General features: G+C 70.2%; 23 protein-coding genes and 1 pseudogene. 15 read left to right on the forward strand and 9 right to left on the reverse strand.

Features of this window, described 5'->3' with window-relative positions:
• The first annotated feature begins 147 nt into the window (after positions 1-147).
• Genes ACFYML_RS26280 through ACFYML_RS26290 form a run of 3 tightly spaced genes read left to right on the forward strand, consistent with a single transcriptional unit; the run spans position 148 to position 3,535 of the window.
• Positions 148-672 carry a helix-turn-helix transcriptional regulator gene (locus ACFYML_RS26280; RefSeq protein WP_387423180.1) on the forward strand — a complete coding sequence of 175 codons (525 nt, stop codon included), beginning with the start codon at positions 148-150 and terminating at the stop codon, positions 670-672.
• A complete protein-coding gene (locus tag ACFYML_RS26285) occupies positions 669-1,340 on the forward strand; it encodes an ABC transporter ATP-binding protein (RefSeq protein ID WP_387423181.1) in 672 nt (223 codons plus the stop codon). Before ACFYML_RS26280 ends, ACFYML_RS26285 begins: the two co-directional genes overlap by 4 nt.
• Positions 1,337-3,535: an FtsX-like permease family protein gene (locus ACFYML_RS26290; RefSeq protein WP_387423182.1), complete on the forward strand. Its 2,199-nt coding sequence runs from the start codon at positions 1,337-1,339 to the stop codon at positions 3,533-3,535. Before ACFYML_RS26285 ends, ACFYML_RS26290 begins: the two co-directional genes overlap by 4 nt.
• A 134-nt stretch (positions 3,536-3,669) precedes the next feature.
• On the opposite strand, the gene ACFYML_RS26295 is transcribed toward ACFYML_RS26290, so the two are convergent.
• On the reverse strand, positions 3,670-4,284 hold the full coding sequence (locus ACFYML_RS26295) for a DUF6518 family protein (RefSeq protein WP_387423183.1): 615 nt from the start codon (positions 4,282-4,284) through the stop codon (positions 3,670-3,672).
• A gap of 190 nt (positions 4,285-4,474) precedes the next feature.
• Here ACFYML_RS26295 and ACFYML_RS26300 point away from each other — a divergent pair.
• Both ACFYML_RS26300 and ACFYML_RS26305 read left to right on the forward strand, forming a co-directional pair.
• Positions 4,475-5,266: pseudogene (locus ACFYML_RS26300) on the forward strand (low temperature requirement protein A); the annotation flags it as partial.
• A gap of 184 nt (positions 5,267-5,450) precedes the next feature.
• Positions 5,451-5,588 (forward strand): hypothetical protein, encoded by a 138-nt coding sequence (locus tag ACFYML_RS26305; protein ID WP_387423226.1) that lies wholly within the window; start codon positions 5,451-5,453, stop codon positions 5,586-5,588.
• A 30-nt stretch (positions 5,589-5,618) separates the two neighbouring features.
• Here ACFYML_RS26305 and ACFYML_RS26310 read toward each other — a convergent pair whose 3' ends face one another.
• From ACFYML_RS26310 to ACFYML_RS26320, 3 genes are all read right to left on the reverse strand, one after another.
• Positions 5,619-6,080: a hypothetical protein gene (locus ACFYML_RS26310; protein WP_387423227.1), complete on the reverse strand. Its 462-nt coding sequence runs from the start codon at positions 6,078-6,080 to the stop codon at positions 5,619-5,621.
• Between the two features lie 146 nt (positions 6,081-6,226).
• Positions 6,227-7,603 carry an IS607 family element RNA-guided endonuclease TnpB gene (gene tnpB, locus ACFYML_RS26315; protein WP_387423184.1) on the reverse strand — a complete coding sequence of 459 codons (1,377 nt, stop codon included), beginning with the start codon at positions 7,601-7,603 and terminating at the stop codon, positions 6,227-6,229.
• Entirely contained in the window at positions 7,600-8,184 is a 585-nt protein-coding gene (locus tag ACFYML_RS26320; protein ID WP_387423185.1) for an IS607 family transposase, read from the reverse strand. The genes tnpB and ACFYML_RS26320 overlap by 4 nt, the downstream gene beginning before the upstream one ends.
• 395 nt (positions 8,185-8,579) lie before the next feature.
• Here ACFYML_RS26320 and ACFYML_RS26325 point away from each other — a divergent pair, with 395 nt between their 5' ends.
• On the forward strand, positions 8,580-9,482 hold the full coding sequence (locus tag ACFYML_RS26325) for a hypothetical protein (RefSeq protein ID WP_387423186.1): 903 nt from the start codon (positions 8,580-8,582) through the stop codon (positions 9,480-9,482).
• Positions 9,483-9,510: 28 nt separating this feature from the next.
• Here the strand turns inward: ACFYML_RS26325 and ACFYML_RS26330 are convergent, their stop codons facing one another.
• Positions 9,511-9,864: a nitroreductase/quinone reductase family protein gene (locus ACFYML_RS26330; protein ID WP_387423187.1), complete on the reverse strand. Its 354-nt coding sequence runs from the start codon at positions 9,862-9,864 to the stop codon at positions 9,511-9,513.
• Between the two features lie 237 nt (positions 9,865-10,101).
• On the opposite strand from ACFYML_RS26330, the gene ACFYML_RS26335 reads away from it, so the two are divergent.
• Positions 10,102-11,040: a PrsW family intramembrane metalloprotease gene (locus ACFYML_RS26335; RefSeq protein WP_387423189.1), complete on the forward strand. Its 939-nt coding sequence runs from the start codon at positions 10,102-10,104 to the stop codon at positions 11,038-11,040.
• A 131-nt stretch (positions 11,041-11,171) separates the two neighbouring features.
• Here the strand turns inward: ACFYML_RS26335 and ACFYML_RS26340 are convergent, their stop codons facing one another.
• Complete coding sequence (locus ACFYML_RS26340) at positions 11,172-11,996, reverse strand: hypothetical protein (protein WP_387423190.1); 825 nt, start codon at positions 11,994-11,996, stop codon at positions 11,172-11,174.
• Between the two features lie 144 nt (positions 11,997-12,140).
• On the opposite strand from ACFYML_RS26340, the gene ACFYML_RS26345 reads away from it, so the two are divergent.
• Positions 12,141-13,232 (forward strand): NBR1-Ig-like domain-containing protein, encoded by a 1,092-nt coding sequence (locus ACFYML_RS26345; RefSeq protein WP_387423191.1) that lies wholly within the window; start codon positions 12,141-12,143, stop codon positions 13,230-13,232.
• A 129-nt stretch (positions 13,233-13,361) separates the two neighbouring features.
• Here ACFYML_RS26345 and ACFYML_RS26350 read toward each other — a convergent pair whose 3' ends face one another.
• Positions 13,362-13,775, reverse strand: coding sequence for a spore-associated protein A (locus ACFYML_RS26350; protein ID WP_387281643.1), 414 nt, complete (start codon positions 13,773-13,775; stop codon positions 13,362-13,364).
• A 33-nt stretch (positions 13,776-13,808) separates the two neighbouring features.
• Positions 13,809-14,219 carry a spore-associated protein A gene (locus ACFYML_RS26355; protein ID WP_387423192.1) on the reverse strand — a complete coding sequence of 137 codons (411 nt, stop codon included), beginning with the start codon at positions 14,217-14,219 and terminating at the stop codon, positions 13,809-13,811.
• Between the two features lie 391 nt (positions 14,220-14,610).
• Between ACFYML_RS26355 and ACFYML_RS26360 the strand changes: the two genes are divergently transcribed.
• The 3 genes from ACFYML_RS26360 to ACFYML_RS26370 all read left to right on the forward strand — a co-directional run bounded on the left by ACFYML_RS26360 (position 14,611) and on the right by ACFYML_RS26370 (position 18,946).
• Complete coding sequence (locus ACFYML_RS26360) at positions 14,611-16,761, forward strand: MMPL family transporter (protein WP_387423193.1); 2,151 nt, start codon at positions 14,611-14,613, stop codon at positions 16,759-16,761.
• A gap of 158 nt (positions 16,762-16,919) precedes the next feature.
• Positions 16,920-18,377 carry a helix-turn-helix domain-containing protein gene (locus ACFYML_RS26365; RefSeq protein ID WP_387423194.1) on the forward strand — a complete coding sequence of 486 codons (1,458 nt, stop codon included), beginning with the start codon at positions 16,920-16,922 and terminating at the stop codon, positions 18,375-18,377.
• A 146-nt stretch (positions 18,378-18,523) separates the two neighbouring features.
• Positions 18,524-18,946 carry a hypothetical protein gene (locus ACFYML_RS26370; RefSeq protein ID WP_387423195.1) on the forward strand — a complete coding sequence of 141 codons (423 nt, stop codon included), beginning with the start codon at positions 18,524-18,526 and terminating at the stop codon, positions 18,944-18,946.
• A 56-nt stretch (positions 18,947-19,002) separates the two neighbouring features.
• On the opposite strand, the gene ACFYML_RS26375 is transcribed toward ACFYML_RS26370, so the two are convergent.
• Entirely contained in the window at positions 19,003-21,126 is a 2,124-nt protein-coding gene (locus ACFYML_RS26375) for an MMPL family transporter (protein ID WP_387423197.1), read from the reverse strand.
• Between the two features lie 260 nt (positions 21,127-21,386).
• Here ACFYML_RS26375 and ACFYML_RS26380 point away from each other — a divergent pair, with 260 nt between their 5' ends.
• From ACFYML_RS26380 to ACFYML_RS26395, 4 genes are all read left to right on the forward strand, one after another.
• The gene (locus tag ACFYML_RS26380; protein ID WP_387423199.1) at positions 21,387-21,896 is read left to right on the forward strand and encodes a SigE family RNA polymerase sigma factor; all 510 of its coding nucleotides are present in this window, start codon (positions 21,387-21,389) and stop codon (positions 21,894-21,896) included.
• On the forward strand, positions 21,893-22,798 hold the full coding sequence (locus tag ACFYML_RS26385) for a hypothetical protein (protein WP_387423200.1): 906 nt from the start codon (positions 21,893-21,895) through the stop codon (positions 22,796-22,798). Before ACFYML_RS26380 ends, ACFYML_RS26385 begins: the two co-directional genes overlap by 4 nt.
• 112 nt (positions 22,799-22,910) lie before the next feature.
• Positions 22,911-24,215 carry a sensor histidine kinase gene (locus ACFYML_RS26390; RefSeq protein WP_387423201.1) on the forward strand — a complete coding sequence of 435 codons (1,305 nt, stop codon included), beginning with the start codon at positions 22,911-22,913 and terminating at the stop codon, positions 24,213-24,215.
• The gene (locus ACFYML_RS26395; protein WP_387423202.1) at positions 24,167-24,811 is read left to right on the forward strand and encodes a LuxR C-terminal-related transcriptional regulator; all 645 of its coding nucleotides are present in this window, start codon (positions 24,167-24,169) and stop codon (positions 24,809-24,811) included. Before ACFYML_RS26390 ends, ACFYML_RS26395 begins: the two co-directional genes overlap by 49 nt.
• Positions 24,812-24,896 lie beyond the last annotated feature (85 nt).

Genomic DNA, 24,896 nt, shown 5'->3' on the forward strand with positions numbered 1-24,896 from the left:
CGGCGGACTGCTGACGCGCAGGCGGAGGCCACCCTCGTAGTAGGCCTCCGCAGGTCGGCACCGTGGCTCCACCATCGGCGTGACGAGCCGCATCGATATACTCCGGGTGTATATACGCGAGGTATACCCTCGGAGTATGGTGTCGGCATGAGCGTTCCCATGACCCTCCTTGGCCTGCTCGAACGCGAGCCCAGCCACGGCTACGACCTCAAGCGCGACTACGACACCTTCTTCAGCCGGGGCAAGCCGCTGCCGTTCGGCCAGGTCTACGCGACCCTCGGCCGACTCGCCCGCGACGGCAAGATCGTCATCGGCGAGGTCGAACCGGGCGTCGGCCCCGAGCGCAAGCGCTACGTCATCACCGAGCGCGGCGCGACCGAGGTCGAGTCGTGGCTGACCGACCCGGTCGAGGCCGAACCCAACCTGCAGACAGTGCTGTTCACCAAGGTCGTGCTGGCACTCATGCTCGACCGCCCCGCCGAGGAATACCTCGACCGGCAACGCGCCGCGCACCTGCGACGGATGAAAGAACTCACCGACATCCGGCGCGGCGACGACCTCGTCGACACCATGCTGGCCGACCACGGCCTGTTCCACCTGGAAGCCGACCTGCACTGGATCGACACCACGATCGCCCGGCTGGACGCCCTGCGGAAGGTGGTCCGGCGATGAAGACCATCGAGGCGCGCGACGTCCACCTGTCCTTCGGCGAGACCCCGGCGCTGCGCGGGGCCAGCGTCGCCGTGGCTCCCGGCGAAATCGTCGCCATCATGGGCCCGAGCGGCTCCGGAAAGACCACGCTGCTGCACTGCCTGGCCGGCATCCTCGTGCCGGACGCCGGTGAGATCCACTTCGACGGCCGCCGGATCGACACCCTCAACGAACACCAGCGCAGCGTCCTACGCCGGGACCAGTTCGGGTTCGTGTTCCAGTTCGGCCAGCTCGTACCCGAGCTGACCGCAGAGGAGAACGTCGCACTCCCGCTGCTGCTCAGCGGAGTCAAGCGGGCCCCGGCGCTCGAGCAGGCACAGCCCTGGTTCGAGCGACTCGGCCTGGCCGGACTGGAGCGGCGCCGCTCCGGTGAGCTGTCCGGCGGGCAGGCGCAGCGGGTCGCCCTGGCCCGCGGCCTCGTCGCCCGGCCCGGCGCGCTGTTCGCCGACGAACCCACCGGAGCGCTCGACTCACTCACCGGCGAGCAGGTCATGGACCTGCTGGTCGCCTCGGCCCGCGAGCAGGGCACCACCGTCGTGCTCGTCACCCACGAGGCCCGCGTCGCCGCCTACGCCGACCGACAGGTCATCGTGCGTGACGGCAAAGTGAACGCGCTGGTGGCCGCATGATCCGGTTCGCGCTACGGCTGTCCGTGGCCGGCGGGCGAGAAGCCGCCGTCCGGCTCGTCATCATCGCCGCCGCCGTGGCGCTCGGCGTCGGCATGCTCCTGACCACGATCGCCGGCATGAACGCGGTCGACGCGCAGAACCAGCGGTACGGCTGGCTCAACACCGCAGCCGCGCCGGCCTCCTCCGACGCGTCGGCCGACCCCATGTGGTGGCTGGTCCGGGAGGACTACTACCACGGCACGTCCATCGGCCGGGTCGAGGTCGCGGCGCTGGGCCCGGACGCGCCCGTCCCGCCGGGCATCCCGCACCTGCCCGGCCCAGGGGAGTACTACGTCTCGCCCGCTCTCGGCAAGCTGCTGCGGACCACCCCCGCCGCGGAACTCGGCGACCGCTACCCCGGCCACGAGGTCGGCACGATCGGCCGAGCGGCGCTACCCTCCCCCGACTCGCTGCTGATCGTCATCGGCCGCACCCCGGCCGAGCTGGAACCGTTGGGGCCCACGAAGGTCACCCAGATCATGACCACCTCCCCGAGCGACTGCAGCCACGGCTGCTACATCGGCATCAACGGCTCCGGCCTGACCCTCGTGCTGTCCGTCGTCGCGGCCGCGCTGCTGTTCCCGGTGCTCATCTTCATCGGCACCGCGACCCGGCTGGCCGCGAGCCGCCGGGAGCAGCGGTTCGCCGCGATCCGGCTGATCGGGGCCACGCCACGACAGATCTCCGTCATCTCGGCCGTGGAGTCGACACTTGCGGCCGCCGCGGGCACCGTTGCCGGGTTCGGCCTGTTCTTCGCGTGCCGGCCGGGGCTCGCCAGGATCCCGTTCGCCGGCGAACCGTTCTTCGCCGCCGACCTGTCGCTCACCGTCATCAACGTCCTGGCGGTCGCGCTCGGCATCCCGCTCGGCGCGGTCGTGGCGTCCGTGCTGGCGCTGCGCCGGGTGCAGATCACGCCGCTGGGCGTAAGCCGGCGGGTGACCCCGAAACCGCCGCGCGTCTGGCGGCTGATCCCGCTGGTCGCCGGGCTCGCCGAGCTGACCTGGTTCATCGGGCGGCGCCCCGCCACGACCAACGGCCAGATCACCGCGTACCTGTCCGGGTTCGTGCTGATCCTGATCGGGCTGGTGCTGGCCGGGCCCTGGCTGACCATGATCGGCGCCCGAGTCCTCGCGGGGCGGGCGAGCCGGCCCGCCACGCTCATCGCCGGACGGCGCCTCGCGGACAACCCGCAGGCCGGCTTCCGGTCCGTCAGCGGCCTGATCGTGGCGCTGTTCGTGACCAGCGTGGCGACCGGCACGATCACCACGTACGTCGCCAACCGCGGCGCACCGCGCACCGACTCGGTGGCCGCCACCTCACTGAGCAAGACGTTCTGGCCCGAGGACGGCCCCGCGCCGACCGCGGATCAGATCCCGACCGGGCTTGCGACGATCCCCGGGGTGCGTAGCGTGACGGTGGTGCACCGCAACCCTGACCCGGACGGTTGGCAGGGCCTGATCACGTGCGCCGAGCTGGACCGCCTGGCGATGTACGGCAGCTGCCCCGCCGGCGCGCAGGTGGCGGCCGTGCCCGGCGACCTCATCGGCATGCGCGCGATGGACCTGACCAACGACACGTACGTCTGGAAGGCGGCCGGCACCGCACCCGCGGACGTCGACCGGCAGCCGATCCTGTCCGCGGTCGTCAACACCACCAGCCGCTCCGCGTTCGAGCAGGCCCGGACCATGCTGATCAACGCGTTCCCGCTGGGGCGCTTCCCGGCGAGCGTCGGCGAGTGGGAGGCGAACTCCGCGCGGCAGATGATCCAGTTCCAGCAGCTGGCCAACGTGGTCATGCTGGCCAGCCTGCCCATCGCGGGCTGCAGCCTCGCCGTGAGCGTCGCCGGCGGGCTGAGCGACCGGAAGCGGCCGTTCAGCATGCTGCGGCTCACCGGGGTGCGGCTGAGTACCCTGCGCCGGGTGGTGGCGTTGGAGACCGTCGTACCGCTGCTGCTCGTCGCGGCGGTGGCGATCGGGATGGGGTTCCTGGCCGCGCACCTGTTCCTGCGGGCGCAGCTGGACTACACGCTGCTGCCGCCGCACCTGTCGTTCTACCTGATGGTCGCCGGCGGGCTGGCGGTGTCGCTGGGCATCATCGCCTCGACGCTGCCGCTGCTGCGCCGCATCACCGGCCCGGAGACCGCCCGCAACGAGTGAACCCCGGCAGACCCACGAACATCAGGTTCAGCGACGTTCGCGGCCGGACGGGTCACCCCGTCCGGCCGCCGCCTTTTCCTGATGAACCAGCGCCGTACGTCAGACCGGACTGAGGCGAGCGACGACAGAGCCCGTTAACCGCCGGCCACCGCGAATCCGACAAAGATGATCACGGATAGGGGCAGGGCCGCGGCCAACGCGAGCGCCCGCTGACGGGCCGATCTGCCGATCAGCACGACGGCCAGGACACCGAGCGCGACATCGATGGCGACGTTCCACACCGAGCCCGGGGAGTAGCTGGGATCGTCGGCCCTGCGGGCGAACCGGGCCGCTTCCTCGAAGAACACCGCAGCCGGCAGCGCCGCCCCGAGAACCTGCCGCCAGCCCGCCCCGCGCGCCCAGTCACCGCCGATGCCGAAGACCAGCCCGGCGAGGACACCGAAGACCATCCAGAGCAGCGACGTCGGCGCCCACACCACGGCCAGGTCGTCGCCCTGGATGAAGGTCGCCGCGAGGTAGTAGCTGGGCACCGCGACCACGAGCAGCACAGCGGCGCCGACCGCCGAGCGCAGCCAGCCCGACCGGGCCCAGTATCCGAAGGCGAAGGCGGCGACCGCCCACGTGGCGGTGGAGTTGCCGAGTTCGGCGAACGGGTACGGCACCGACTTGATCCAGACGAAGTCGAGGAAGCCGAGCAGGAAGCCCCCCACCAGGGCGGTGAGCGCCACCATTCGATGACCAGGTCCCACGGCAAGCAGCATACTCAGTATGCGTACGAGGAAATCTCGGCACCCATGGCCTCATGGGAGGTTTTCGCTCTCGACGCCTGGGTTTACCCCGGTGGTGACCAGGAACGTTCCGGGCTGGGACTGCGGCTCGCTGCTCCGCAAGGGTGAGGCGGAGCAGGCCACGTTCGTCGAACTGTTCTTCGACCTGGCCATGGTGTTCATCCTCAGCCGGCTGGTCGCCCTGGCGTTCGACGTGCTCGCCGAATCACCCGGCACGCCAGGCTGGATGGTGCTGGGACAGGCCCTGCTGCTGTTCCTGCCACTGATGCGGGTCTGGACCCTGACCACCTACCTCACCACCCGATTCGACCCACGACGACCCGCGGTGCAGGGGTGCGTCATCGCCAGCGTGTTCGGTGTGCTGATCTTCGGCGTCAGCGTGTCGTGGGCCTTCGACGGGCGTGCCGTGGCATTCGCCTCCACCTACATCATCATGCAGGCCGGCCGGACCCTGGCGATCAGTCTCCTCGCCACGGTGCCCGAGGTGCGTACCGCAAATCTACGAGCCTTCTGCTGGTACGCGGCCGTTTCCGTCCCGTGGCTGATCGGCGCGGTGTCCCACGGGGCCGTCCGCCCGGCGATGTGGGCCCTGGCGGTGCTCGTCGAGTACGTCGCCAACGCCCGCGGCTGGCCCGTACCCCGACTCGGCGCCGGCCTGGCGAACCTGTGGGCGACCGCCGCCCGATACCTCGCCGAACGCTACCAACAACTGCTGATGATCTCTCTCGGTGAGCCGCTGCTGTCCGTCGGCGTCACCTTCATCCAGGTACCGGCCAGCCCGTACCGGATCACCGCACTGGGCGTAGCGTTCCTGACCACCGTCCTGCTCTGGCGCCTGTACTTTCACGTCGCCGGTCAACTGGTCGACGACGCGGTCCTGGCCGCCTCGCACCCGACCCACACCGGACGCGTCGCCGGCGCTGCCCACCTGACCATGATCCTCGGAATCATCACCACCAGCGTGGGACACGACCTGGTCGAGAAGCACCCCTCCATGCACACCCCCCCTCACCTGGTCGTCCGTCATCCTCGCCGGGCCTGCCATCTTCCTCGTCGGCCGCTCCGCGCTGGAGTACGTCGTCTACTCCCGCGTCTCCCTGCCCCGCCCTGCCGGCATCGCCGCCCTCGTGGCCCTGATCGCCCCGCTGACCCTCGTCCCACCACTGGCAGTCTCCAGCGCCGCCGCCATCGTGCTCCTCGCCATCGCCATCGCCGACACCAGACGCTCACACCGCCACCCCGACGAACAGCCCACCCCACCCTGACAACGGCGAGCACCGGCGAGCCGCCACAGGTCAGCGACCGAGGACGAAATACCCAAGACCCAGCAGACCGCGATAGATGCCGACGTACTCCCGCAGCCGGGCATCGAGTTCCTCGCGAACCTCGGGTGCGCGAGGGTCCTCCGGGTGTTCCAGCAGCCACTCCTGCTGGCCCGCGCGCCAGGTGGACTCGAAGTCGTCCCAATCCCGCTGGTCGGCAGTGCTGAAATGCAGGACACGCCAGCCCAGCCCACGGGCCTGCTCGATGAGATCCGCGAGCGGCACCGTCTCCTCCCCGAAGATCTTTACCGCCTCGGCCGTCGGCGGCCGCTCCCAGTACGCGTCGCCGAACAGGAGCCTGCCACCAGGCCGCACGAAATCCGCGAGTGCCGTGAGGGCATCGGCCGTCCCGCCGAAGGCATGCGAGGCGCCAACGCACAGGACACGGTCGCCTGTCTCCCGCGAGGTCGCCGCTTCCCCCGTCACGAAGGTCACGTGCTTGTCCAACGACCGCTCAGCGGCCAGTGCCCGCCCCCTCGCCAGAGCGGCATCATCCGTGTCGACACCGACGCCCGTCGTCACAGCTGCGCCGCTGACTCCTCCGGCCGCAACCGCCCTCAGCAGCAACTCACCGTTACCTGTCAGTGCGTTCTAGCGACTGATCGGCATGTCCCGCCTTGTGGTGGGACGGTCCCGGTCTTGTCCGCCTGAGCGGGGCCGGGTTGACGCTTCATGGCCACCGGCCCGCCGGGGCGGGTCTTATGGTCGGCTCCACGTCCTGCCACCGGGCCACTCCCGGCGGTGGTTGCCTCACGCGCGAGCGCGGCGAGGTTACGCGCGGCGTTCAGGTCCCGATCGAGGGCCAAGCCGCACGAGTCGCAGAGGTAGGTTCGGACACGCAGCGGCAGCTTGGCTTTCACCGCGCCACAGTCCGAACAGGTTTTGCTGGAGGGATACCAGCGGTCGGCCACGATCCGCCGGCCGCCGTTGCGTTCAGCCTTGTACGCCACCTGTCGGCGGATCTCACCGAAGCCGGCGTCCGCGACCTGCCGGGCTAGCCGCCGGTTGCGCAGCATGCCGGCCACGTTGAGGTCTTCGACCACGATCGTGCCGTACTTGCTGGCGAGGCGGGTGGTGAGCTTGTGCAGGCCGTCACGGCGCAGGTTCGCCACCCGCGCATGCGCTCGAGCGACCTGCTGGCGGGCGCGTTCCCACCGATTCGAGGGCCGCCGGCCGGTGCGCCGGTCCGGCCCGACGCGCCGGGACATCTGCCGGGCCAGACGCCGCATCCGCTGGGCCGCCTCGTCCAGGTGCCGGGGGTTGGGCACCATCTCGCCGGTGGACAGCACCGCCAGGTGGGTGATCCCCACATCGACGCCGACCACCGCCTGCGGGCGCGTCGGGGTGCGCTCGGCCCGCTCGACCTCGACGCAGAACGCGACATGCCACCGCCCGCCGTCACGGCGCACCGTCGCGGACAGGATCCGGGCCGTGCCCGCCTCCAAACGGCGGGCGAGCTTGCGGGCGGACTCGTGCAGCTTCAACCGGCCCAGCCGGGGCAGCACGACATGCTTGCGGTCCGCCTCCACCCGGATCGCGCCGGTGGTGAACCGGACGCTGGGAGTGGCGCGACGGCGGGACTTGAACCGCGGAAATCCCACCCGCCGACCGGCGCGCTTGCCTGCCCGGGCCTCGGACCAGTTCTTCAAGCCGCGCGCCAGGTTGTCCAGGCCGGTGTTGTACGCCTCCTTGGAACACTCAGCCCACCACGGCGCCACATCCGACTTCGCCTGATTCCACGCCTTCCGCAACTTGGCCAGACTCCATCCGACGGTCGGGGTCAGCAACTCATCAGGTACACCGTAGGTGCGTTCGGCGGCGCGCTGGTCCATGACCGCCTTCACCCTGGCCAGGCCCCAGTTGTACGCCACCCTGGCCGCGCCCGCATGCGCCAGCACCGCCCGCTCCTGAGACGGCGTCAGGTCCAGAGCGAACCGGTAGGCCTGTATCGCCTTCACGACGGCGGGTCCTGTGTGGTGGCGGCCTCGACCGCCCGGCGCGCCCGATCCGCCCCAGCCCGACGGCCGTAAAGACGCACGCACAACAAGGTCAAAATCTCCCTGACGTCCCGGACCAGGTCGCCGTCGACCTCCGCCGGGTCGACCACCAACAGCTTGCGGCCCTGCGCGGTCAGCGCCGCCTCGACGTACTCGGCACCGAAGCGGGCGAACCTGTCGCGGTGTTCCACGACGATGGTCGTCACCGTCGGGTCGCGCAGCAGGGCGAGAAACTTTTTGCGGTGCCCGCTCAGTGCGGATCCGACCTCGGTCACCACCTGCGACACCGGCAGGTTCTGCCCGGTCGCCCACGTGACAACCCGAGCGACCTGCCGGTCAAGGTCAGCGCGCTGGTCGCCGGACGAGACCCCGGCGTACACCACCACCCGCCCGGCACCAGCCGACGCAGCAGGCAACGGCTCACCCACCATGATCAGTCGACCCAGCCGGAAAGTAGGAACGGGCAGCGTCCCAGCCGCGTACTGCCGCCGCGCGGTGACGTACGCGATGCCCTGAGACGCCGCCCACTCCTTCAAATTCACCCCATCACCATAGCACACAGAAGGACGCTAGAGAGCACTCAATCGCGAGCAGTTGTTAACCCCACCCGCAGCCGAGATCAAGCACCCGCGCGCCAGGCCGGACATCAAGCCGCTGCAGAAGCAGAGCGGCGTGCTCCTCCGACAACGGGTGTTCCACCGCATCCGCACATAGCGCAAAGCGGCGAGGTCGTCAGTCGTCTGCATCCGCTGAGGGGGCCCGGATCGACGGCGCATCCCCGTTTCGCCACCACCGCGGCAATCGATTGTCATTCTCTGCGCCAGAGCCGCATGTGCGTCGGCGCCGTGCGATCACCGTGCTGCGCACGGTCCACTTCGAGGTGAAGCCGATAGGTCGGTGAGCTGTAACCGTGACCGGCGTGGCAGAGGCTGGCCAAGTGGAGACAACGAGGATGCGGGCCCTGCTGCCCTGGATCACCGCCGTGGCGCTGCTCGGCGGTTGCGGGTCCGCCGCCGGCGGCAGCCCAGCAGGCGACGACCTCGACGGGCTGCGCCGGCAGGCGCGCGCCGCCCTGGGCCGCTATGACCAGGCGGTACGCGACGCGGGTGACAGTGCGCGGTTCGTACCGGTGGGAGAGCTGACCCGGCAGCTCGGCGACTGGGAACTGGCGAACGGTGCCTACAAGGAGAGCTTGGCGGCAGGCCGCGTCGAGGCCACTGCGGCGCTGCCCACCGCGCCGACGCCGACCGGGAACCTCGTCTGGGCCGACGGCAGCAAGCAGTCCCTGCCGTTGGTCGCGGCGGATGAAACGTTGGCGCGGCTGCGCCAGGCCGGCACCGGCGACTGCGTCGACTGCGCGCCGCTGAAGGTCACCGGCGCCCGCCTGACCACGATGACGATCTCCACCACCCGGGGCTCCGCGACCGTCCCGGCCTGGGAGTACACCCTCGACGGCACCCTCGTACGGCTGACCCGACCGGCGGTGGCCGCCTCGTCTGCGGTCCAGGTGGCACCGCAGCCCTGGGACCCCGACAAGCCGACCGGCGGGCTGCAGATCGAGTCTGCGATCACGACCACCACCAGCCGCGAGCTGGCCGTCACCTTCACCGGTGTCCCTGACCCGCGCACCAAGCCGTGCGGCGCCGACTACAGCGCGGAGGCGGTGGAGTCGGACCAGGCGGTAGTCGTGATCGTCATCGAGCATCGGCACGCCAGGGCCGAGTCGTGCGGGGACGTCGGGGCGCGGCGCGGCGCCACCGTCGAGCTGGCGCGGCCGTTGGGGGAGCGGGCGGTCCTTGAGGTGCAGCAGGGCCTGCCGGTCAGCGTGACGATCCGGTGACCTCCGCCGCCTGGGAAGCGGTCCCGGGCTACCCGAGTGGGACCTGGACGGCGACGTCGTGGTTGGGGTAGTACGCCTCGAACTGGTCCGCGCCGTACTTGTCGCGGAACATCGCCACGACGTGGTCGACCCGGTCCGCGTCGGTGATCGGGGTGGCGCTGGAACTCAACGCCGTGCCGTTCGCGGCGATCTGGATCATCGGCGTGCGCCGGACGTTCTTGTACCAGTCGCTGTTCGAGCCGGTGACCGGGACCAGGAAGACGCTGTCCTCCTCCTGCACGAACCACACGGGGTGCGAGATCTGCCGTCCGGACTTCCGGCCGGTCACGGTGATCTCGACCTCCCTGACGCCCTGCAGAGCGTCCCTGATCGCGTTGGCCACGATGCCCTCCGACAGCTGTCCCGACGTGTTCTCGTCTGCCAGGCTATGAGGCGTTGCGCCCGCCTGCTGCGGGTTCCGCGGCGTTGTCACCGGCACGGGCCACCGATACCCCGGCTCGCCGGCCGATCTCTCGTAACGCCCCTTTTGGATGCTGCGCACCTTTTATGATGAGCTTTCAGATCTCATACCTGCGTCGAGCGGTGCCGGAGGCCGCGGACGAGTTCCGAGGAGGCGGCGGTGGTCCAGGCGTACCCCCAGCCGCCGCCCCTGACGAGAAGCCGGCGGCCGTGGCTGCGGATCTTCCTGGTCGGCCTGGCCCTCTGGCTCGCTACCGTGGTGGTCACCTTCCTGACCGGTAACCCCGCCCTGGTGCCGACGCTGGTGCTGCTCGGCAGCTTCCTGGTGCCCGTGACATTCGTGGTATGGGCATTCCAGCGGCGGGAGACCGGCGAGCTGACCCCGGGCCTCATCCTGAGCACGTTCCTGGCCGGCGGGGTGATCGGCGTGCTGGCCGCGTCGCTGCTCGAGTCCTACCTGCTGCGCCCGTCGTGGTGGCTGTTCCTCGGCGTGGGCCTCATCGAGGAGGCCGTGAAACTCGGAGCGCTGGCGTTCCTGACCCGGCACATGCATGTGAAAGCGACCCGGGACGGCATCATCCTCGGCGCCTCGGTCGGGTTCGGCTTCGCGGCCCTGGAAACCGCCGGGTACGCGTTCACCGCGCTGTTCACCGCCCACGGGCTGTCGCTGACCCAGGTGGTGGAGACCGAACTGCTGCGCGGCGTGGTCACACCCTTCGGTCACGGCCTGTGGACGGCGATCCTCGGCGGGGTGCTCTTCTCGTCCAGCACCCGCGAGCACTTCGTGATCACCGGGCGGCTCGTCCTGGCCTACCTCGGGGTGTCCCTGCTGCACGCGTTCTGGGACGCCATGCACGTGATCGCGCTGCTCCTGACGCTGCTGCTGACCGGAGGGACCCTGAAGCACGGCCAGCTGGTCAGGCCGACCGCGGGGCAGGTCGCGCTCTTCGCCGTACTGGACCTGGGGGGACTCGTGCTCGTGGCGGTGGTGGGGCTGCTCTGGCTCTGGGCGCTGGTACGGTCCGCACGTCGCGCGCCGCACGTGCCACAGGTGCCGCCGTACGGGTTCCGGGTGCCGATCCGGCCGCCCGGCCCCTGAGATCGCAATGCCACGCCCAGGCAGCCGATGCCAGTCATGATCCCGAAGGTTGGTAGGAGTGGACGAGATCCCGGAGGCGGCGCTGCCCGGCCGGTGAGGAGATCACCGGCCGGGCAGGATTGTGGCTTTGCTCAGTTGCCGGTGGGCAGGCCCTTCAGCATTTCGGCGAGGTCGCCGGTCTCCGCCGCGGGCGGCGTCTCGATGTTCACCCGCTTGTCGTAGTCGGTGTAGTTGACCGTCAGGTCGTACATCGCGCCCATGATCATGTGCACCCGGCGCGGCTGGTACTGCTCGTCGACCCAGAGCTCGATCGTGATCTCCTTGACGCCCTGCTTGGTCATTTCCTCCTCGACACCCGCCCGCGTCTCGGCGTCGAGCTGCCCGAGGTAGGTCGCCACCGGAGCGGTCAGGGTGTAGTGGACCGTCCTCGCCCCGTTTACCGTCTCCTCACCGACGACGGTGACTCCCTCGGTGGCGAGCAGCGTCTTGACCTGCTTGGTTGGGTCCATGTCCTCGAACTGCTTGGAGAAGTCCATCCCTGCCTGAGCGCCCATGGCGGACAGGTCCAGCTTCATCCAGCGCTTCCCACCCAGGCCCGAGCGTTGCGCCTCCGGCACCTCGACGTAGCACACCGCGCCGATCATTCGGACGATCACCGGGGTGCCGTCGGGGCCCGTTGTCGACATCTCGAGCTTGACCGGGTCGCCCAGGTCCATGACGCCCTGCATCGAGACCTTCTGGCCCGCCGCCGTGCCCTCCGCCGTCACGGCCACGGAATCGGCCTTGTCGGTGGTGTCGATCGTCTTCTGCAACGAACCCTTGAGATCACTGGCGAGCAGTTCCAGCACGCTCGGCTGCTTCGGCGCGTCCGGCGAGCCCGGCTTCGCGCAAGCAGTCACCGCGAGCGCCGTCAGGGCGGAGACCGCCAGAACAGTCGTCTTCTTCCACAGTGACACGTGACAACTTCTTTCCCCGAAGAATTCTGGGGATCGCCCCAGAGACGGATGACACGCTATCCCAACCGATCAATCTCGAGACGGCACATCGGCGGCGGCAGGGCCGGCCGCCCGTAAGCTTGATAAACGCGGATATTGTCGCCCATGCGCCGGATGCGCGGCCGCGCTCGCGTGGTCGGTTCTGACGAGGTTGGGGACATGGAAAAAGAAGCGCAAGGTCAGCAGCAGGTACCGCGACGGCGGGGGCGACGGCCGACGCGTCCCGATCCAGATTCGGGCCCGGTGGGCGCCTTCGCCGACCGCCTGTTGCGACTGAAGCAGGAGGCGGGCAACCCCTCGTACGAGGAGATGTCGGTGCGCCTGGGCGCAGCCGCCTCGAAGTCTTCGCTGGCCGCCGCGGCCCGTGGCCGGAGCCTTCCCAGCTGGGAGACGACATGGGAGTTCGTGCGAGTGCTCGCCGTCGACCGGCTGGGCCACGACCCGGTGGACACCGAGCAGGAGTGGCGGGAGCGCTGGACGCAGGCCAAAGCTGTCGGGCATTCGGCGGACACCGCGTCGACGGCCGACGCGGTGCCGCAGCGGCCCGGGGCGTCGGAGGCGCCCCCGGCGGTCCAGGAGACGCCGCAACCCGAGACCAGCGAGGTCGAGGAGACAAGGCCGACCGGGGAGACCGCCCGCACCGGCGACAACGCCGAGCGAGTCCGTGGACGGGCGGCTTCGGCCGCCGTCGAGCCTTCACCATCCCGGTTGCGCGACCGTCGGCAGATCGGCATCGCCGGCGTGGCTGCGACCATGGCTGCGCTCACCGGTGCCGGTGTCACCTTCGTCGTTCTCGATCGGCGGAGGGATGAGAGCGACGGCAGCGTGACACGCGCGGTCGTCGCTCCACCCGATCATGACGACTCTCGATTCGAAGGCGACATCACCTATCCCGACGGGACTCTGGTGCCGCCGAACACCTCGTTCACGAAGATCTGGCGGATCCGCAACACGGGGACGGTGGTCTGGGCCAACCGCTCTCTGGCGCGGGTCAACGAGACACCGTGCCAAGCGCCGGTGGCGGTCGCCATCCCGCAGACAATGCCGGGAGAGACCGTGGACATCGCGGTTGCCGTTCGGACCCCCGGCGAGCGCGGGAGCTGCAAGATCTACTGGAAGATGGCCGACGAGGACGGGCGGATGTATTTCCCGCTGAAGCGTCCGGTCTTCCTGGACGTACGGGTCGGCGGCTCGTAAGTTCCGCGCCGATCTGCACGGCGTCCTTCTCACCCATCGGTCCAGCCGGTCATGAACCGTACGGTGAGGCGGCGAAGCCCTGCCGGTGCCGCATCGCACCGGCAGGGCTCCGCCCCCTGCCCGGATGGGTCAGCCGCAGTTGGTACCGCGCTTGCCGCCCTCGGTGCCGCTGATGCGGCCCATCCAGTCCACGCACTTGCCCGCCGCCGACAGGTAGACCGGGCCGGCGTAGGACGTGAAGTAGTTGCCCTCGTAGGCCGGCCAGTGGCTGCCGACCGGGTTGATGCCCAGGCCCACCTCGATGAGCACGGCCGAGCCGGCGGTGTTCCGCTTGGCGATCGCGCAGTTCTTGCCCGTGGACGAGCTGTAGGTGAGGAACACCGTCCCCTTGGTGCCGATCGGGGCGGAGTTCACGACGCTGTAGCCGGACCCGCACTCGCCTGCGTAGGTGGCTGCGTAGGCCGGGGTGGCCGCGGCCAGCGCTCCGGCCATCGTGGTGGCGGTCAGGGCGACGGTTGCGGCGGTGGTCTTGACGAGCTTCATTGCATTGTCCTCCGGTGCTTGCTGTTGGTCGGGTCAGCCGCAGTTGGTGCCGGTGCGGGTCTTGGAGGCCGTTCCGATGGTGCCGCCCCAGTCGACGCACGAGCCGGCCGCCGACACGTAGACCGGCCCGGCGTAGGTCGTGTAGTTGCCGCTGTCCTTCTGCCAGGTGGAGGTGCCGGAACGGCGGAGGTACGCCTCCATGAGCGTGGCGGTTCCCGGCTTCTCCCGGATGGTGACGACGCAGTTCTTCCCGGTGGAGGAGCTGTAGGTCAGGTACACCGTGCCGCGGAGGTCGGGAAGGTCGATCAGGTTGACGACGCCGTAGCCGGAGCCGCACTGCCCGCCGTAGAGCGCGGCGTAGGCGGGTGAGGCGTTGACCAGGGTTCCCGCCGTCGCGGCGGTTGCCGTGAGTCCCAGCGCGGCGATCTTCTTCGAAATGCGCACGAAGTTCCCTTTCTACTGTGGATTGCCACGAATGACGCTGCCAGGCGGCGCCGGCCGGCACCAAGGGATCTTCGTCCAGTGATCTTCCAGTGGACTATTCGGAGAAATAATCGCCAGGTCGGCGGCTTGGTCGAGGCGGAGCGGCGCACGGCGCGGGAGCGGGTGGCGCTCGGCAAGCATGGACGCGGCCGGATCGGACGCCCGACTCCGGATACCTCTCGAAGAACACTCAAAAGGCCTGATCCTGCACGTCGCGCCATCCGAAAAGGAGTAACAGCCGGCGCTATGGTGTGACAGGGGGTAGTCGAGGCTGCCCGGTGGGTGACGGGCGGGCGTACAAGAGCGCTACAGGCCTCAGGCATCGGTGGTGCCGCACAAACGGGGGGTAATCATGTTCGAGCGGCTGGGCAGATTCGTCGTACGCAGAGCGTGGTGGGTGATCGGCGGCTGGCTGCTCGCGGCAGCCGCCATCGTCTTCACCACACCGTCGCTGAGCGACATCACCTCCGCCGATCAGGAAAGCTTCCTGCCGCACTCGTACGAGTCGGTGCAGGCCACCGAACTCGGCAAGAAGGCGTTTCCGCAGCAGGCCACCGCGACGGCGATCATCGTGGTCAAACGCGCCGACAGGCAGCCGCTCACGCCGGCCGACGAGGCGAAGGTGGGCCAGCTCGCCCAGTCGCTCAAGGCCCGGAACATCGCGCACACCTCCGGCTACCTGACCGGCCCGCCAGCCGTGGCACCCGACAAGTCGGTGCAGGTGGTGAACGTCGGCCTCACGTCGGTCGCCCCGGACGACCCGGCGCTGCTCGACGCCGTACGCGACCTGCGAGCGGCCATCGGTCCGGAGTTGGCGGGCAGTGGGCTGAGCGCGGGGGTGGCCGGCGAAGTGGCCAGCTTCGTCGACAACCAGGACACCTTCAACAAGGCCTTCGCCGTGGTCGGCGTCGCGACGATCATCCTGATCATCGGACTGATCCTGATCATCTTCCGCAGCCCCATCGCCGCGCTGCTGCCCGTGGTGGTGATCAGTGGGGTCATGGCCGTCACGAGCGGGCTCGTCGCCGCGGCGGGCAAGGCGTTCGATCTGAATGTGAGTCAGGATCTGCAGACGGTGTTGCTGATCGTACTGTTCGGCATCGGCACCGACTACATCCTGTTCCTGCTCTTCCGCTACCGCGAGCGGCTACGTGCTGGTGACGACAAGCGCACCGCCATGGTCGTTTCCGTCGAGCGGGTCGGCGAGGTCATCACCTCGGCCGCGGGAGCGGTCATCGTCGCGTTCCTCGTGCTGCTCCTGGCCTCCCTGGGCTTCTTCGGCTCGCTCGGCCCGGCGCTCGCGATCGCTGTCGGCGTCATGCTGGTCACCTCCCTCACCCTCATCCCGGCCGTCGTGTCGCTGCTCGGCCGGTACGTCTTCTGGCCGTCCAAGGCCTGGCAGCGTGCCCCCAAGGCCACCATCTCCCACCGCCTGGGGACCGCAATCGGACGCCGGCCGGCGCTCGTCGCGGCGGCATCCGGCGCTCTGCTGGTCGCGCTCGCCGCAGGCGTGCTCGGCTACAAGGCCGACTACGACTTCAGCGCCGGCTTCCCGCAGGACACCGAGTCGGCGAAGGCCGCCGCGGACCTGCAGCGCGGGTTCGCCGCCGGTGCGCTCGCCCCCACCGAGGTCTACCTGACCACCGGCAACGGGTCGCCGCTGACCGAGCAACAGATCAGCGACTTCGCGGCGGCCGCGGCGGGCGCCCCGGGAGTGGGCCGGGTGCAGCCGCCGGAACGCAGCAGCGACCCGAGCGTGGCCCGGGTCAACCTGCTACTCAACGAGAACCCGGTCTCCAACAAGGCGATCACCCTCGTCCGCGACGACCTGCGCGACGCCGTGCACAAGGCGGCCCCGCCCGGCACCCGGGCGCTGGTCGGCGGCACCACCGCGATCTTCGCGGACATCAACTCGGCGAACAACCGCGACCTGTCGGTGATCCTGCCTGTAGCGGCCGGCCTGATCGCACTCATCCTCGCCCTGCTGCTGCGCAGCCTCGTCGCGCCGATCTACCTCGTGATCGCGGTGCTGCTCAACTTCGCCGCCACCCTGGGCGCCACGGTCTACCTCTTCCAAGGACTACAGGACAAGCCGGGCGTCACCTTCCAACTGCCGATCATCCTCTACCTCTTCGTGGTGGCGATCGGCACCGACTACAACATCCTGATGATCGCCCGACTACGTGAGGAAGCGCGGGAGGGCAACGAACCACACGAGGCCGCCGCCATCGGCGTGGAACACGCCGGCCCAACGGTCGCCGCTGCGGGCCTGATCCTCGCCGGGACGTTCGGGGTGCTGATGCTCGCGCCGATCTCGTTCCTGCAGCAGATGGGCTTCGCGGTGGCGATCGGCATCGTGCTCTCGGCGTTCGTCATGTCGATGTTCTTCGTCCCCGCCCTCACCGCGCTGATTGGACACAAGGCGTGGTGGCCGGGCCACGGCGACCAGCGGCCGGCCCGCGGGCGGCACGCCCCGCCGGAACCGGCGAGCGTGAACGCGTAGCGGGGGATCCCTCCTCACCAGGCACAATCGCATAGCGGGTCAGGCCGCAAACACCGTCAGATCCATACCCCTCAGAATGCTGACGTTGTCGGCTTGGATCGGAAGGTCGGACGGTGGGGGTTTCGGGGCATGCCGAGGATCTTGATGAGCTCTTGCGGATGGTGCGGCGGCAGGGGTCGCTGAGGGAGGTCCTGCACTGGCTGGGGCGGCGGATCGGGGCAGAGGTCGCCTGGATCGGTGGCACGTCCACAGTCGAAGCGGCGACGGCCGGGTTCCGCCGTACGACCCTCGACGCGCTCGATGAACAGTTGCGGCGCTTGGCCGCGGGGCGGTTGGCCGCCGTCACGGCGCAGGTCGGCGGGGCACAGGTGCATCTCGAGGCATTCGGGGAGCGAGAGCCGCGTCCAGTCCTGGTCACGGTCAGCGCCGTAGAACTGTCGCGGGAGGCCGCGGCGCTGGCGTCGCGGGCCGGGGGGCTGGTGGAGCTCCTGGGACGGGCACTGGCCGCCGACGACAGCCTGCGCGGGTACGAGGAGAAAGCGCGGCAGCTGCGGTTCGCCGTGCTGAGCGCGTTGATGGCGGGGGATGTCGCCCTCGCCCGGCGGATGACCGCCAGCGACGTGCCCCCGCTGCTCGGTGACGAGCGGGTGCGGGTGTACCTCCTGCACTGCCTTCCCGCCGACCGTGACCGGCTCGCCCGCGCCTACCAGGACGCCTCCGGTTACCACGGCCCGGGCCTGATGGTGCACTGCCCGTCATTCAAGGAGCACTTGATCTGCCCGATCGCGGAGGACTCCGGCGCCGGCGGGCGCCTCCAGCTGGATTCGGTGCTGCGGCGCCTGGTCAGGGAGAACTCGGCGTATGCGCTCGGGGCCAGCAGGCTGCATCCGCTTGACGCCACGGCCGCGGCCTATGGCGAGGCCCTGCACGCCTTGGCCGTCGCGCGTAACTCCCCGGAGCGTGTGGCGGCCTACCGCGGGCAGCCCTCGCTGGTGCACCTGCTGCCCCGCCAGGCGGCGGTCGGCTGGGCCCGCGCGTACGTGGCGCCCCTGCACGCCGTCCCGAAGCTCACCCTGGACATCACGCGCCTGGCCCTGACGTTCCCACGCTCCGCAGTGGCACGCCTGCTGAACATCGGCCGTAACACCGTCGCCGCGCACTGCCGGCGGGCGGAGGAGGCGCTCGGGCTCGACCTCAGTGACGTCCAGGCCCGCGCCACGCTCGACCTGGCGCTGTCGCTCAGCAGCCTCCAGAGCGGCCCCCAGCCCGACCCGGACACCCCGCAGCCCGCGCCGAGCCTGGGCGAACTGCTCCGCACCCGGCCCGCGACGACGTGGGCGGAAACCTTCCTCCGGCCCCTGCGCGACGCGGAGCATCGTGGCGTGCACCGCACCGTGCGATCCTGGATCGAGGCCAACATCGATGCCCAGCAGACCGCCGCGCACCTGGGCCTGAGCCGGAACACCGTCCGGGCGCACCTGCGCGTCGCCGAGCGCTCGCTCAACCGCGACCTGCTGACGACCGGGTCGGGCATCAATGACCTCGTCCACGCTTTCCACGCCGTGAGTGGGCACCGTGCACAACCCGACGAGGAATCTGAGCACCGTGCACGGTAGCTCTGCGAGTGCCCGCGCCATAGCGTCTCCCCGTCCGGATGAAGATCGAACTAAATCCAGAGAGGATGCGGTCCTTGAGGCGCATGACGGCGGTACTGGAGGGACTCGCGCGATCTCGGCGCGCGGTAGGTGGGGCCCTCGCTCTCGTGACCGCGGCGAGCGTGGTGCTCGCCGCGCCAACGCCGGCCATGGCCGACGAGGATTGGTACGCCGAATGCTCCCGCGCGGATGTGAGTTGCCAGACCGGCGTCGAGGTCAAATTTGTGCCAAGCGACAAATGCGGGACGGCGAGCGCCGACAGGCACAACACGGAGGTCTGCATCCTGTACTACGGTGACAAAGTCTACGTCAGGGACCGCAAAACCGACACGCATTCGGCGGTTGGGGTAGCCACCTCCAGCACGGGCGATATCAGGCACCGGTATTGTCGCAACCCCCATGGATACGACACCTGGGCCGAGTGCAACTTTGACTGGACCGAGGACAGCACTAAAACCGTCTACGGCGGCTACCGGGTCAGCAATTCTGTCATATACAAGGAATATCTGTTTCCCTTCTCCGGTAACTGACCGTCATCAGGGCGTCCCGGCAGCCGTTGAAACGGCCTCCGGGACGCCCTTCCCGATCACGATGCCGCTGGTACCCGCCCGAGCGGCGAGGCCGCGACCGGCCGGACTGCCGGCCGGGCCAGGGCGCTCGGCCACCAGGTGCGGCGGCCGATGTGCAGGGCCAGCGCCGGGACGAGCAGGCTGCGGACGAGGAACGTGTCGAGCAGCACCCCAACTCCGATGATCACGGCGGTCTGGACGGACGGCACCAGCGGTAGCACGCTCAGCGCGCCGAACGTGGCTGCGAGGACCACACCCGCGCTGGTGATCACCCCGCCGGTCACGGTCAACGCGTGCAGTACGCCCTGCCGGTGCCCGAGCCGCGCTGTCTCCTCCCGGGCCCGGGTGCTGAGGAAGATGGTGTAGTCGACACCGAGGGCGACGAGGAACAGGAACGTCTGCAGCGGGATCCCGACGAACAGGCGCGGGTAGCCGATCGCGTCGAGGATCAGCCCGGCGGCGCCCAGCGCGGCGACGTAGGACAGGACCACGCTGGCCAGCAACAGCAGCGGTGCGACCAGCGCCCGCAGCAGCAGCACCAGGATGAGGAAGACGACTGCCAGCACCAGCGGCGCGACGAGGCGGTTGTCCCGGTCGACGGTCCGCTTCTCGTCGATCAGGTACGCGGTGTCGCCGCCGACGAGGGCCTGCGCGCGCGGCACGGCGTGCACCGTGGCGCGGAGCCGGTCGACGGTCTCGAGGGCCGCGTCGCTGTCCGGCGTGTCGGACAGGACCGCGGCGATGCGTACCCAGCGGCCGTCCGGCGAGGGTTCCGGCGCGCCCACCTCGGCTACTCCCGGCACGGTACGGGCGGCGGCCAGCACCTGCTCGGCGGGTCCGGCGGCGGCCAGGATCTCGGCGGGTGCGACGGATCCCTTCGGGTAGTGCGCCTCGATCATCCGCTGGCCGGTGACCGAGCCGACCTCCTTGGTGAACGACTCGTCGTGCGGCATGCCGATGCTGAGGTTGACCATGCCGAAGCTCAACGCCACGAGCGCGGTCGCCGTGCCCAGCCAGACGGCGCGGGGCCGCCGGCCGACGAACGCGGCGATTCGCCGCCACACCCCGTGTTGGGCCGCCACGTCGACGCCGACCGCGTCGGGGGAGTAGCGGGGCACGAACGGCCAGAACAGCCACCGCCCGAAGACGACCAGCATGGCCGGTAGCAGCGTGGTCATGGCCAGCAGCGCCGCGACGATCCCGACCGCGCCGACCGGGCCGAGCCCCCGGGTGGACGGCAGCTGCGCGGCGAGCAGGCACAGCAGCCCGATCGCCACGGTCGCCGCGGAGGCGCCGATCGCGCCGATCGATCGGCGCAACGCGACGGCCATCGCCGCGTGCCGGTCGGCGTGCCGGCGCAGTTCCTCCCGGTAGCGGGCGATGAGCAGCAGGGCGTAGTCCACGCCGACGCCGAAGACCAGCACGGTCAGGATGCTCTGGCTCTGGAAGTCCACGGCCAGCCCGGCATGCTTGGCCAGCAGGTACACCACCGCGCTGGCGAGCTGGTTGGCCAGCGCCACCGTGATGAGCGGGATCAACCACAGCACCGGGCTGCGATAGGTGATGAGCAGCAGCAACGCGACGGTGGCGGCGGTCGCCAGCAGCAGCGTGGTGTCCATGCCGGCGAACGCGTCGAAGACGTCGTCCTCGCCGCCGGCCGGGCCGGTCAGCGCCGTCCGCAAACCATCGGGTACGTCATTGCCCAGGCGGTCCTTGATACCAGCGACCGCGTCGGCCCGCTGATCGGCGTCCCCGGCGACGGGGAAGGACAGCAGCAGGGCCTGCCCGTCGTCGCTGGGCACCGGCGGGGACACCTGCCCGCCGTCGGCGTACCGGGCAAACGTTGCCCGGTCGGCGTCGACCTTGGCGCGGTCGGCGGTGGTGAGCCCGGCCTCGCGGACGTAGACGGCGACGGCCAGGGGCTTCTGCGAATCCGGGAACGCCTGCTCCGCCCGCTCAACGGCCCGGCTGGCCTCGGCGGTGGCCGGCAGCGCGCCGAGGGCGTCGTTGTCCTGCACCTCGGTCAGCTTCAGCGCCAGCGGCCCGGCCGCCGCGACGAGGACGAGCCAGAAGACGAGCATCACGTACTTGCTGCGGCGGCCGGACGGCAGGCCGGCCACCTTTTGCCTGGTCGTGGTCATATCGTCGATCCTTCGGCCGGCGGCGGTCGAAGGCAGGAGTGCCAGGTCCCGAAGGCAGGTGGTGGTAGCACCACCGATTCCGGTGGCAGGGCGGGCGGAGACGGCGACGCCTGCCCGCGGGCGTTCGCGCTGCCCGTGTGCGGCATCGAAAGCATCCTGTCCGTGCCGCTGGAGTTCTACCTGAGAGATTTCGTTCCCACGCGCAACCTGCGGAGCCGGACGTGGCGTGACTATCTCGCATCGGGGATAGGAGGCTTTGGATGAGCGATCGCGACACGGCGTTCGCGGAATATTTCGCCGCGAGGTCGGACGCGATGCGTGGCACCGCGTACCTGCTCTGCGGCGACTGGCACCGAGCGCAGGACCTGGTCCAGACCGCGTTCACGAAGCTCTACCTGGTCTGGAACCGGGTTGCCCGGCACGAGGTACTCGACGCCTACGTACGGCAGATCCTGGTCCGGACCTTCCTGGACGAGCGGCGGCGGGGCTGGTGGCGACGCGAACGGGTGGGCGGGGAGGACGCCGAACGACCCACACCGCCCGAATCGCCGGAGAACCGGCTGGTGATGCTCCAGGCGCTCGCCGCCCTGGCACCACGCCAGCGGGCGGTTCTGGTGCTCCGCTACTGGGAGGACCTGTCGGTCGAGGAAACCGCTGCGCTGCTGGGCTGCACACCAGGAACGGTGAAGAGCCAGGCGGCCCGTGGCCTCGAGAACCTGCGCGGCCTTCTACTGCCCGCCTACAGCACGATCGAGAAGGGGGAACGATGAACGGGGACGAGTTGCGCGAGGCGCTCCGCCACGAGATGGCGGTCGTCGCCTCGCCGCCACCACTGGACACGGCCGCCGCGCTCGGCGCCGCACGGCGGGCCCGCGCGCGCCGGCGTACCGGGTGGGCCTGCGCCGGGTCCGCGACCGTGGTGCTGGCGGTCGCCGGCGTCGCGGCGGTCGGCACCGCGGGCGCCGGCATCCCGGATTCCGGCGCCGCGGGGGCCGGCGCCCCGGGTACCGGTACCGCGAGGGCCGGCGGCGTGAGTCCGACGGCTTCTGGAACGACGCCTCTTCCGGGCCCGTCCGACAGGGGCACCGCCGAGCCGTGGCCGACGGGACCGGACGGCCTCCCGCAGCAGGACCGGACGGCGAAGGCCGGCACCCGGTACGACCAGGGGGTCCGGCTGCTCGACGAGCTCATCGCCGTGGTGCCGGCCGGGTACGTCGTGCCGGAGTACGCGCCGAACCAGTCCGTGGACGACGATCCGCCGCGCAGCAGCCAGGCCGAGTTCGACGGAAAGGTGAACGGCGTCGACGTGTGGCGCTACACGTCCGTGGCCACCATCGCCAAGGGAGACCGGACCGGGCGCGTGGCCGTCGAGGTGTACACCCGCGGGAACGAGCTCCCGACCGAACCGTGCGCGCTGACCCGGCGGTTCTGGGGCATGGAGGGCCAGTGTCAGGTGGTGACCGTCGGCAACATGAAGATCGGTGTGGTCGTCCAGCCCACCATCGACCGGCGCTTCGACCAGTGGTCGGCCTACCGGCACCCGGACGGGACGGTCACCTTCGTCGCGCAGAGCCGGTCCTACAGCAGCCCCAAGAACGGGCTGAAGGAACTGCCGTTCACCGTGCCGCAACTGGCGGCGCTCGCCATGAACGAACGGTTCCACCTTCAGTAAGCAGGTGACAGCCGACGCTGTCCGTCGCGCGGGTCCGGTCCGGAACGGTCCGCGCGGCGGGTGGTGGTAGCACCACCGACTCCGGCGGCCGGGTGGGCGGAGAATGAGTTCCGTGGACAGCTCTGTACGCGCGGTCGTCTGGCGGCACCTCCGGCCCGGCGCGGTCGCCGCCGTGCAGGGCTTGGCCGTGGCCCTGCTCAGCTTGACCACCAACGTGGCGCTGTTCGTGCTGTCGGTGGTCTCCCTCGCGCTCATCCCCGCGTTCGGCATCGGGTTCGCGCTGTTCCCGGCGGTGACTGTGCTGGTGCGGGCGTCGCTGACGCTGCAACGGCGGCTGAGCCGGTGGGGTGGGGTGCCGATCGCGTCGCCGTACGGGCCGGTGCCCGCCGGCGCTGGGCTCGGCACCTGGCGGCGGTTCCGGTGGGTGGTCGCGGATCCGGCGACCTGGCGGGATTTCGCCTGGCTGATCCCCGGCGCGATCACCGGCGGCGTGTGCCTGCTGGCGTTCGTGCTGCCCGGGTACGGCCTTGAGGGCGTCCTGTTCGTGCCGCTGGTGCTCTACCTGACCATCGACTGGTACGGCTACGGCGTGTTCTGGCCGATGGACAACATCTTCAAGGCGTGGCTGGCCGCGCCGCAGGGGTGGCTGCTCCTTGTCGGAGGGCTGGCCGCCGCACGGTGGCTGATGTGGCTGCACTTCCGCTTCGCCGGCTTCTTCCTCAACCCCACCCGCGCGCAGGAACTGGCTCTGCGGGTCCGACACCTCGCCGCTACCCGCGCCGACACCATCGACACCCAGGCCGCCGAGCTACGCCGCATCGAACGTGACCTGCACGACGGGGCGCAGGCCCGGCTGGTCGCCCTGCGGATGAGCATCGGTCTGGCCGAACAGCTCCTCGCCGATGACCCGGCGGCGGCACAAAAGCTGCTTAGCGAGGCGCAGGAAAGCAGCGGCCACGCCCTCGCCGAGCTACGCGACCTGGTCCGCGGCATCTATCCGCCCGTACTCGCCGAACGGGGCCTCGACGGGGCGGTGCAGGCCCTCGCCCTGGCCGTACCGCTGCCGGTGGACCTCGACGTGCAGCTGGCTGGCAGCCCGCCCGCGGCGGTCGAGTCCGCGGCCTACTTCGCGTTTGCCGAGGCGCTGACCAACGTCACCAAACACAGCGCCGCCGGCCGCGCCTGGATCCAGGTACTCCATAACGACGGCGTGTTGAAGATGGTGGTCGGCGACGACGGCCGCGGCGGCGCCACCGTGGACGCGGGGACCGGCCTGGCGGGGGTACGACGCCGGCTGGCAGCTTTCGATGGCACGATGATCGTGACGAGTCCGCCCGGCGGACCCACCGTCGTGACCATGGAGCTGCCGTGCGAGTTGTCATCGCGGAAGACCTTGCCCTCCTCCGGGACGGGCTGACCCGCATCCTCGACGCCTACGGCTACAAGGTGGTCGAAGCCGTCGCCGACGGGCCGTCCGTGCTGCCGGCGCTCACCAGGCATCGGCCCGACGTCGCGGTCCTGGACGTGCGCCTGCCGCCCACCTTCAGCGACGAGGGCCTGCAGGCGGCGCTCGCGGCCCGGGTGGAGCTGCCCGGGCTGCCGATCCTCGTGCTGTCCCAGCACGTCGAGCAGCTGTACGCGCGGGAACTCCTCGCCGACAAGGCTGGGGGAGTCGGCTACCTGCTCAAGGACCGGGTGTCCAACGTCGGCCAGTTCATCGGCGCGGTGCAGCGGGTGGCCGGCGGCGGGATGGTGATGGACCCGGAGGTGGTGTCCCAGCTGCTGGCGCGTAACACGGGCGCTAACCGGTTGGACGAGCTTACCGCCCGGGAGCGGGAGGTGCTGGGGCTGATGGCGGAGGGGCGGTCGAACGCGGCGATCGCTCAGCGGATGTTCGTCACCGAGAAGGCGGTCAGCAAGCACATCAACAACATCTTCAGCAAGCTGGGGATGCCGCCGTCGGAGGACGACAACCGGCGGGTGCTGGCGGTGCTCGCGTACCTGAACGGCTGAGGATCGGGCGGCCAGCTTTTGCGCCGGTTGCCGGCCGGGGATCGACCCGGCCGACAACCGGCGTGCTGCTACTGCTTCCGACCCG

Origin of the sequence: Micromonospora sp. NPDC007230 (genome assembly GCF_042869115.1) — a bacterium.
Classification (GTDB): Bacteria; Actinomycetota; Actinomycetes; order Mycobacteriales; family Micromonosporaceae; genus Micromonospora.